Below are 7,968 nucleotides of genomic sequence, written 5' to 3' on the forward strand. Positions count from 1 at the left end.
ACCGGTGTTCTACCGCGGCAATCGCGAATCCGGTGCGGCCGGACAACTTCCGCAGGTACTTGTCGTCCTGGGCCGCGTGCCCCATGATCGTTCCGCCGCCGTGGATCCACAGCAGTGCGGGTGCACGTTCGGGAAGGCCGCCCGGGCGGTGCAGGCGGACGCTAACGTGCTCGTTGACGGCGGCGACGGGCACGGTGCGGATACGTCCCGCGTTGCCCATCAGGTTCATGACTGCGCGCTGAAATTTCATCCCGCGGTGCAAGGCGTATCCGCGAGGCACGAATCGCGCCGCCTTGCGAAGGCCCGGATCCAGTGCCTGAGGAGACGTGAAGGCGTTGTCGGGGAGGCCGTTTGCCATCGAATGCCCTCTGTTCCCTTGCGCCGGCAGACATCGCCGACCATACAGGAATCGATGCAGTGTCCATGCGCAATTATTGCGACCCGCTTTGCCGATCGACTAGTGCGCGGACAGCACTTTCGAACATGGTCTGTTTGATAGCGCCGAGCGTGCCGGGGTCCTTGCCGTGCAGCGGGCGCAGCATGTCGATGGCGGTGTCGGCGACCGCGCCCTCGGCGCAGGTGGCGTCGACGATGCCGAACTGTTCGGCATCGGGGCCGCTGAAGCGTCGCCCGGTGGTCATCGAGGCGATGGCGGCGCGCGGAGTGAGTTTGGACTGGATGAGCGCGGCCATGCCGGGGTTGAACGGAATGCGGATGTCTACCTCGGGAAAGCAGAAGTACCCGCGGTCGGCGCGCATCACGCGAAAGTCATGCGCGATGGCCAGCATCGCTCCTGCGCCGAATGCGTGGCCCACCACCGCGGCCGCGGTGGGTAGGGGCATGGTCAGCACGCGTGCCAGCAGCTGGTGCACCCGGCCGATGTACCACTGCCCTTGATCGGTGTGGGCGCCCAGCCATTCCAGATCCAGGCCGTTGGAGTAGAACTTTCCGCCGGCCGTTGTGATCAGTCCTTGGGCGCCATCCGAGACGGCTTGGCTGAGCGCATCATCGATGTCGTCTAGAAATCCAGGGGAGAAGCGGTTCTCGTCCTCACCCAGCCGGACGATGGCGATTTTGTCGGCGTAGTCCACTGTGACTGTCATGTGTTTCCCCTTGAGTTGCGCTTGTAGTTACGACGATTCGTCATGGTGGTCGAGGGCCCTACCGCTAGCACGGCGCGTACGGCGGCGTGCAGCTGCGCGCGGGCGGTAGGGCTTCCGAGCCGGCCGCGGCGCAGCAGCAGTGCGGTGGGCAGGTCCACAACACAACTGGTTATCGCGTCGACCGCCGCCGCGTCCTTGCGGTCCCAGACCGCTCTGGCAAGCCGCACCATCAAAGCGACGAGATGCTTGTCGAGTAGTCGCAGGTCATCGGCAACATCGCCGGGGACGTCGTCGGCGAGCACTTCCTCGCGGCGCACGCGCAGCACGAGCGTTGATGAGCCGGGATACTGCTCGTTGAACATCACCGCCGCATCCGCGGCGGCCACCACGGCCTCGGTGGGGCCGTCCGGGCCGCCGCTGGCGAGTGCCTCGCCGACCAGCGAAGTCTGCACCGCCAGAAATCGCTGGCCCGCCCGCAGCCAAGCCCGGCCCATCAGCCCACCCCGCGATGTAAACGTGTGGTACACAGCGCCGTTGGACACTCCCACCGCCGCGCTGATCGCTCTGATGGTCACCGCGGTTGGGCCCGATCGCGCCACCAGGTTCTCGACGGCGTCGAGTACGGCATCGGGATCATGCATGCGCGGGCGTGGCACGGGACCACTATAACAGAGCGAATGCTCTGTTATTTACTCGCGACGGAGCCGACGCCTCATCGGGTCTGCATTCGAGACCGCGGTTAGCATCGGATATCCGGATGTCGATGTGGAGGGTGGAGCTTTGGCTGCGATTCCCGTCATCGCGCTCACTGGCCATCTCGGAGCCGGCAAGACGACGCTGCTCAACCACCTGTTACGTCATCCCGGCACGCGAATCGGCGTGATAATCAACGACTTCGGCGCCATCAATATCGACGCCGGCCTGGTGGCCGGCCAGGTCGACGAGCCGGCATCGATCGTCGGCGGCTGCATCTGCTGCCTGCCTGACGGCGGCGGCCTTGATGACGCACTCGTCAAGCTCGCCGACCCGGCTCGCCGCCTCGACGCGATTGTCGTCGAGGCCAGCGGCCTGGCCGACCCGGTGGCGATCGCACGGATCATCGGCTTCAGTGAGATTCCCGGGATCCGGGTGGGCGGGATTGTCGACGTCGTCGATGCCGTGAACCACTTCGACACCGTCGACTGCGGCACAGTGCCGCCGGTGCGCTACGGCGCGGCGTCGCTGCTTGTGGTCAACAAGCTCGACCAGGTGCCCGAGCGAGAGCGGTCGACTGTGATGCGGCGCGTCACACAGCGTGCGGCGCACCGTAACCCGCGGATTCACGTCGTGGGCACAACGGCCGGCCGGATAGACCCGAAGCTGCTTTTCGACGCGTCCGCCGCGTCCGGACGGGCGGGGCAACTCTCGTTCCTGGACCTGGCACCCGAGCACGACCACGGTCACGACCACGTCCATGCCGACGCCGTCACCGTCAGCAGCTCGGGTGTTGTCGATCCCGATGCCCTGTTCGACCTTCTCGAAGACCCACCGCCGCAGGTGTTCCGGATGAAAGGCATCGTGGCCGTGCGGCAGCGCACGGCCGTGCACGACTATGTCGTCAACCTGGTCGGTGGCGCAATCCACATCCGGAAGGCGCCGCCGGGGGCCACCGCCAACTGCCTGGTGGCGATCGGGATGCACCTCGACACCCACACCGTCCGAGTGAGACTCGACCACGCGCTGAAGCCGGCATCGGGGCCGGCGTCGGCACGGGCGTTACGACGGCTACAGGTGTACCGCCGCATCAGCGCGTGAGACGCGATCCGGCGAGAAGAGGACCCTGCGAGCCGGTTCGAGGCGTGTGGCACGCGGCGACCCCTGTCGTCGCCCCTTCATCTCAACCCGCGGTTGAGGGATCGCCTGGGCGATAGTGTGACGAACCTCAACCGACGACCGTGACGTACGTCATAGCGCCAACCGCGCCAGTTAGGGAATCCTAACCGTTCGTTTGCATATCTATCTAACGGCTGGGAGCGATATGGCCGACCTCGAGTTTGCCTATGACCTGACCCTCGACGAGGCGCGTAGGCGCAGCGCTGTGCTCGAAGCAATAGGTGACGACTGGGACCCCGTCGCAGTGCTTGCCGAGGAGCAGAAAGCCTACGACATGCTGTACTCGAATCTGGATGAGGAGCAGCAGCGGGTCTACGACGAGTTGGTCCGCGCTGGCGTCCTGCCCGAACGAACGGATGCTCGTGCTACCGATTGATCCGACCGCCGATCGCGGCCGCCGCGCGTGGTTGCCCTGCCCGCACTGCGATCACGGCGCCAGGTGTGGTGATTGCCGAAGCAGTCGCAACTGCGATACGCACTGGCAGTATCTCCTTAGCAACAGGGGCACCCTGGTGCATCTTCAGTGCTCGGATTGCGGTCACCTCTGGTCGACTGACACGCACCGCCACACGCGGCCTAGGTCGTGGGGACACAAGCCGCACTAACGCCGGCCGACGCCCGCGCCTCAATATCCTTGCGCCGCGCTAATATTCGTCACAGTGACGTATTGACGGCGATAAATGCCCGCCCGGGCAGAGGGGCGGGGCGCCCCGGGTAAAACCTGTATGCCACCGCCCCCGACGAGCTTGACGGCATTGAGTTAAGTGGTAACAGTGCGTGTTAAGTAGGTGCGCGTTGCCCCACGTTGTCACGGCTCGGTGCAGCTCGGTTGGCTTCCACAAATCGATTGCACCGACAACATCCGGGTTGGCCTCAACCCGCGCGAGGGCCATACTGACAGACGTGACGAAGAGCAGATCGCGGGACATATCACAAAAGCATTTGTGGCTAACGCCGAAGCAGCAGCGCGCCTGGGTCACCTACATGCGCGTACAGCTGCGGATGAACTACGAGATGAATCGCCAGTTGCAGGCCGACTCCGGACTGTCGCTGGCCGACTACGACGTGCTAGTCGCACTCAGCGGTCACCGCGGCGATAGCATGCGCGTCAGCGAGCTGGCGGCGCACATTGGCTGGGAGCGCAGCAGGATGTCACATCAGTTGCGGCGCATGGAGGAACGCGGCCTGACGGAAAGGTGCCCAAGCGTCCGTGATGGCCGCGCCACTAATGTCGCCCTCACCCCGCGTGGGCGGCAGGCCATCGACGAAGCCGCGCCCGGTCACGTAGACCTGGTACGCAGGCTGTTCTTCGATTCCCTGCCCGAGATGCTGCTCGCACCATTCACCGCCGCACTGGAGCATATTCACGTCAACCTCAATCACAACAGCTCGCTACCTCCCGCTCTCAGTTAAGATTAGATGAAACATCACCTAATTGAGAGGTTTGCATGAGCGATGATCATCACCCACCTGATGGAAACCAATCTGCTGGCCGTATTTGACGAACGCGACCCGCAGCGCCGCGCCGAGGCGATCGCTAAGACGTATGCGGACAGTGTGCAGTGGATCGACGACGAAGGCATAGCAACCGGTCACGACGAACTGAACGCCAAAGCCGCTGCGCTGCAGATAAAGCTGCCAGGGCTACATTTCGTCAAGGCAGGTCCGGTCCGCCAGACCCGCGGGTTGGGTTTTCTGGCCTGGGAAGTACGCACCCCTGACGACAGCACTGTCGCGTCGGGATTCGACGTGGCCGAGATATGTCATGAGCGGATCGTTCGACTGTGGACGGTGGTGGACTCGCTGAAATAGAAGATACATCACCTACGTTGTAGCGCGGCGACGCGCAACCCACTGAAGAACGACGCGCAACCCACTGAAGAACGGAGCCCGATCATGGGACAGCTCGAGGGCAAGATAGCACTGGTCACCGGGGGAACCTCGGGTATCGGCCTAGCTACGGCGAAGCGGTTCGCCGACGAAGGCGCATACGTTTTCATTACCGGCCGCGACCGCGCCCGCCTCGACGAAGCAGCGGCCTCGATCGGCGCTCACGGAGTGCAGAGCGATATCAGCAAGCCGGACGAACTCGATATCCTGGCCGCCGAAATCTCCGCGCATGGCAAAGGACTTGACGTAGTCTTCGCAAACGCGGGCGGCGGCGATTTTGCGACCCTCGCCGATGTGACTCCGGAACACTATCGGGACAACTTTGACCGCAACGTCGCCGGCACGGTGTTCACGGTTCAAAAGACGCTGCCGCTGCTCAACGAAGGTGCGTCGATCGTCCTGGCCGGATCTACGGCGGCCTCCGAAGGCGTACCGGCGTTTGGCCTCTACGCGGCTTCAAAGGCGGCCATCCGGTCCCTGGGCCGTACCTGGGCCGCGGAACTGGCCGACCGTAAGATCCGGGTCAACACCATCGTCCCCGGCCCGATCGAAACTCCCGGACTCAGCGGTTTGGCGCCCGCGGACCAGAAGCAGGATCTGCTCGACGGCATGGCTGCTCAGGTGCCGATGAAGCGGCTAGGGCGCCCCGAGGAGATCGCCTCGGCGGTGCTTTTCCTGGCCTCTCATCAGAGCAGCTTCATGACCGGTGCGGAGCTGCCGGTCGACGGTGGGCAGATTCAGCTCTGACTTACGCCAGGGGTCAATTGCGGTCCAGCGACGCGGATGGCCTGTAGCCCCTGCGCCCCAACGCTATTCGTCACTGTGACGTTTTGGCCCACGGCAAAGCGGGGAGGGGACGGGTATTCCCGGGTTTCCGTCGCGGCGAACGTCTATCACCCCGCTACTGGCTTGTCCGCGCCGACGAATAAAAGGCGGCAGGTTCGGCGCGAGTTCAGCGCTACGCCACGTTGACTGGCGGCCGCGCGCAGCAGACCGGGGAAGTCGATCTCTTAAGTGCATTGCGGCGCATGGATATTCGTCACAGTGACGTAATCCACCATGTGCCGGCCGGAAGGCGATTGGGGTAAGTGACCGCTGATCACACGCGGCTCACGGCTCAAGTCGATTCCCACTGTCCCGCGGCCTGGCGGCCACCGTCGTCCGTCAGTGGAGCGATCCTGGACGCCAGCAGGCGAGCCTGCGGGACGCCGCGAAAGGGTGTAAATCATCAGGTCACCACCCGTGGCGGGCTTGAGCTCGGCATCGTCTTTTGCCGATAAGCGACATTATGTCAACTTAGCTACGCCGTAGTCCTCTGATGAACCGCGGAGATGTCAAGCAACCCTGCGGCTCGCCTGCGTAGGTGGATCAAGCTCGGCCGCGTTTAATCTCCGGTCGCTAGCTCATCGTCAAGGCCGTGCCCACGGCGACGCTAATCACCACCATGATGGACACCAAAATCACAGTCATCGACGCGCCCACGATCGCTTCTTCCGTGAGGTGCCAGCGCGGTTTGCCGACAAGAACGTTGCCCCTTAGGGGCGCAAATGCGTTCATTGCTGCGACCGCCAAAAGAAGATCGTCCGCGTCGTCCGCATCCTTCTCGATTGCCTCAAGCGCGGCGATTGCGGTCGTCATATGAACCCCCAGGATTGCGGTCGCCAATAGGCGTTATCTCGTATATCCACGGTAAGGGCGCTAGATCAAGATTGCGGCAACGCTCCTTAACGGTCGCAGCACAACCTCCCCGCTCTAGGAGCAATGGACCATGCGCAGCGCCCGTCCTCGAATCGCGCTCGGCATTGCGCTGGGGCATATCGCTGGGTACCGGTGCAAACCGGTATCAGCCCTTCGCCGAACGGACGCACCTCACGCGCGCCGCGCAGGCTGTCGATGACCTCCTCGCGCACCGCAGCGGCGACGATTGGACGGCTCCCCCTCCAGCGGGGTTGAGCAACTGCGCAAACGCGATCCGGCGCTGCTGGCCTAGCATTCCCACAATGAGCGATGAACAAGATGAGATAGCAGCCGTCCTGCAATATCTGGAAGAAGACGAAAGAACAGCCCTTGAGAATGGACGAAACGATCTGGCGGACCGGATCGCTACCCAACGACGCAGGCTCCTTGAACCACCGCCCACTGATCTGGTTCACCTGTTTAACGACATTGCTGACGAGCTAGAAACGGCCCATCAAGCGGCGGGGATCGATGACATCCTCACCGGCGACACGATCACCTATATCCGCAAAACCGCCAAGGATCTCGACCGCCACGACCGCTGACGCGACTGCCCTCCGGCGCGGGCTGGGTGGTCGGGCGGCAGATGACTCCGACTGCAGTCTCGACGTTTGGCCAGGACCTCTCGAGCGCTGCGCCGTGGTGGGAATGCGCCGGGATCGAGGATGGCGGGTTTACCACTCAGTATTCGTCAATCAGTGGTCCTAGCTTGCTGAAGCGGCGCGTCAAAACCACACTTTGCGGCCGCCGACGGGGCGCCCAACCGCGCCCAAGATCCACAAGATGATGCCGACGACCACCAAGATGCCGCCGATCGTGTACAGGATGCTGAGGCCGGTGAAATAGCCGACAATGAGAAGGATAATGCCGAGGATAATCACGGTCGCTCCGATCTACGGGATGCCGCGGCGTGTGCCGCTCAACTGGGAATACCCGTAGCGCGACTCCTCAATCCTGGGCTCGCCTTCTGAGGCTTTGTCTGTCTCGGCAGCGAATGTCGTCGTAAGAATTACGGATCCGCCGATGCCGGCAACGGGTGAAAGCGTGCGCGATAATCGATGCGCGGCTGGGCGGCAATACTTTGAAGACCAGGCTCGAATTTCGAGGACAGGCCTGATCGCCTCGCGCATCGATTCGGTTGATGAACGTCCGATTGGGCTACAGGCCGGATGGCACGCCCTTGCCGTTTACCGTCACCTCGACCTGCCCGGTCTTCGGGTTGTATTCGATCTTGCCGTGCTCGAAGTTCGACACCAGCAGATCGCCGACGGCGTTCTGGTCGCTGATGGGCAACCCCAGCGGACCGGCCGAACCGTTGGTGCCGGTGACCGCAGGCGCGCCGTCGGGGTCGCGTGGGATATTCCAG

At 63.5% G+C, this 7,968-nt stretch carries 10 protein-coding genes and 2 pseudogenes; 6 read left to right on the plus strand and 6 right to left on the minus strand.

Features of this window, described 5'->3' with window-relative positions; all coding sequences use genetic code 11:
• From A5652_RS19410 to A5652_RS19420, 3 genes and pseudogenes are all read right to left on the minus strand, one after another.
• Window positions 1–358 (minus strand): annotated as a pseudogene (locus A5652_RS19410) (alpha/beta hydrolase); the annotation flags it as partial.
• A 73-nt stretch (window positions 359–431) separates the two neighbouring features.
• A complete protein-coding gene (locus A5652_RS19415) occupies window positions 432–1,103 on the minus strand; it encodes an enoyl-CoA hydratase-related protein (protein WP_067355185.1) in 672 nt (223 codons plus the stop codon).
• On the minus strand, window positions 1,100–1,759 hold the full coding sequence (locus A5652_RS19420) for a TetR/AcrR family transcriptional regulator (protein ID WP_067355189.1): 660 nt from the start codon (window positions 1,757–1,759) through the stop codon (window positions 1,100–1,102). The genes A5652_RS19415 and A5652_RS19420 overlap by 4 nt, the downstream gene beginning before the upstream one ends.
• A 124-nt stretch (window positions 1,760–1,883) precedes the next feature.
• Here A5652_RS19420 and A5652_RS19425 point away from each other — a divergent pair, with 124 nt between their 5' ends.
• The 5 genes from A5652_RS19425 to A5652_RS19445 all read left to right on the plus strand — a co-directional run bounded on the left by A5652_RS19425 (window position 1,884) and on the right by A5652_RS19445 (window position 5,612).
• On the plus strand, window positions 1,884–2,897 hold the full coding sequence (locus A5652_RS19425; RefSeq protein WP_067355192.1) for a GTP-binding protein: 1,014 nt from the start codon (window positions 1,884–1,886) through the stop codon (window positions 2,895–2,897).
• Between the two features lie 223 nt (window positions 2,898–3,120).
• Window positions 3,121–3,351: a DUF6400 family protein gene (locus A5652_RS19430; RefSeq protein ID WP_067355195.1), complete on the plus strand. Its 231-nt coding sequence runs from the start codon at window positions 3,121–3,123 to the stop codon at window positions 3,349–3,351.
• Between the two features lie 608 nt (window positions 3,352–3,959).
• Entirely contained in the window at window positions 3,960–4,388 is a 429-nt protein-coding gene (locus A5652_RS19435; RefSeq protein ID WP_082983992.1) for a MarR family winged helix-turn-helix transcriptional regulator, read from the plus strand.
• Window positions 4,389–4,430: 42 nt separating this feature from the next.
• On the plus strand, window positions 4,431–4,787 hold the full coding sequence (locus tag A5652_RS19440; protein WP_067355200.1) for a hypothetical protein: 357 nt from the start codon (window positions 4,431–4,433) through the stop codon (window positions 4,785–4,787).
• A gap of 84 nt (window positions 4,788–4,871) precedes the next feature.
• Window positions 4,872–5,612 (plus strand): SDR family NAD(P)-dependent oxidoreductase, encoded by a 741-nt coding sequence (locus A5652_RS19445; protein WP_067355204.1) that lies wholly within the window; start codon window positions 4,872–4,874, stop codon window positions 5,610–5,612.
• A gap of 651 nt (window positions 5,613–6,263) precedes the next feature.
• Here A5652_RS19445 and A5652_RS19450 read toward each other — a convergent pair.
• Complete coding sequence (locus A5652_RS19450) at window positions 6,264–6,503, minus strand: hypothetical protein (protein WP_067355209.1); 240 nt, start codon at window positions 6,501–6,503, stop codon at window positions 6,264–6,266.
• A gap of 362 nt (window positions 6,504–6,865) precedes the next feature.
• Between A5652_RS19450 and A5652_RS19455 the strand changes: the two genes are divergently transcribed.
• A complete protein-coding gene (locus A5652_RS19455) occupies window positions 6,866–7,147 on the plus strand; it encodes a hypothetical protein (RefSeq protein WP_067355213.1) in 282 nt (93 codons plus the stop codon).
• A gap of 180 nt (window positions 7,148–7,327) precedes the next feature.
• Here the strand turns inward: A5652_RS19455 and A5652_RS27775 are convergent, their stop codons facing one another.
• Both A5652_RS27775 and A5652_RS19460 read right to left on the minus strand, forming a co-directional pair.
• Window positions 7,328–7,483, minus strand: coding sequence for a hypothetical protein (locus tag A5652_RS27775; RefSeq protein WP_156745435.1), 156 nt, complete (start codon window positions 7,481–7,483; stop codon window positions 7,328–7,330).
• Between the two features lie 277 nt (window positions 7,484–7,760).
• A pseudogene (locus tag A5652_RS19460) lies at window positions 7,761–7,968 on the minus strand (hypothetical protein); the annotation flags it as partial.

The sequence above is a fragment of the Mycobacterium sp. 1165178.9 genome, from assembly GCF_001673555.1.
Classification (GTDB): Bacteria; Actinomycetota; Actinomycetes; order Mycobacteriales; family Mycobacteriaceae; genus Mycobacterium.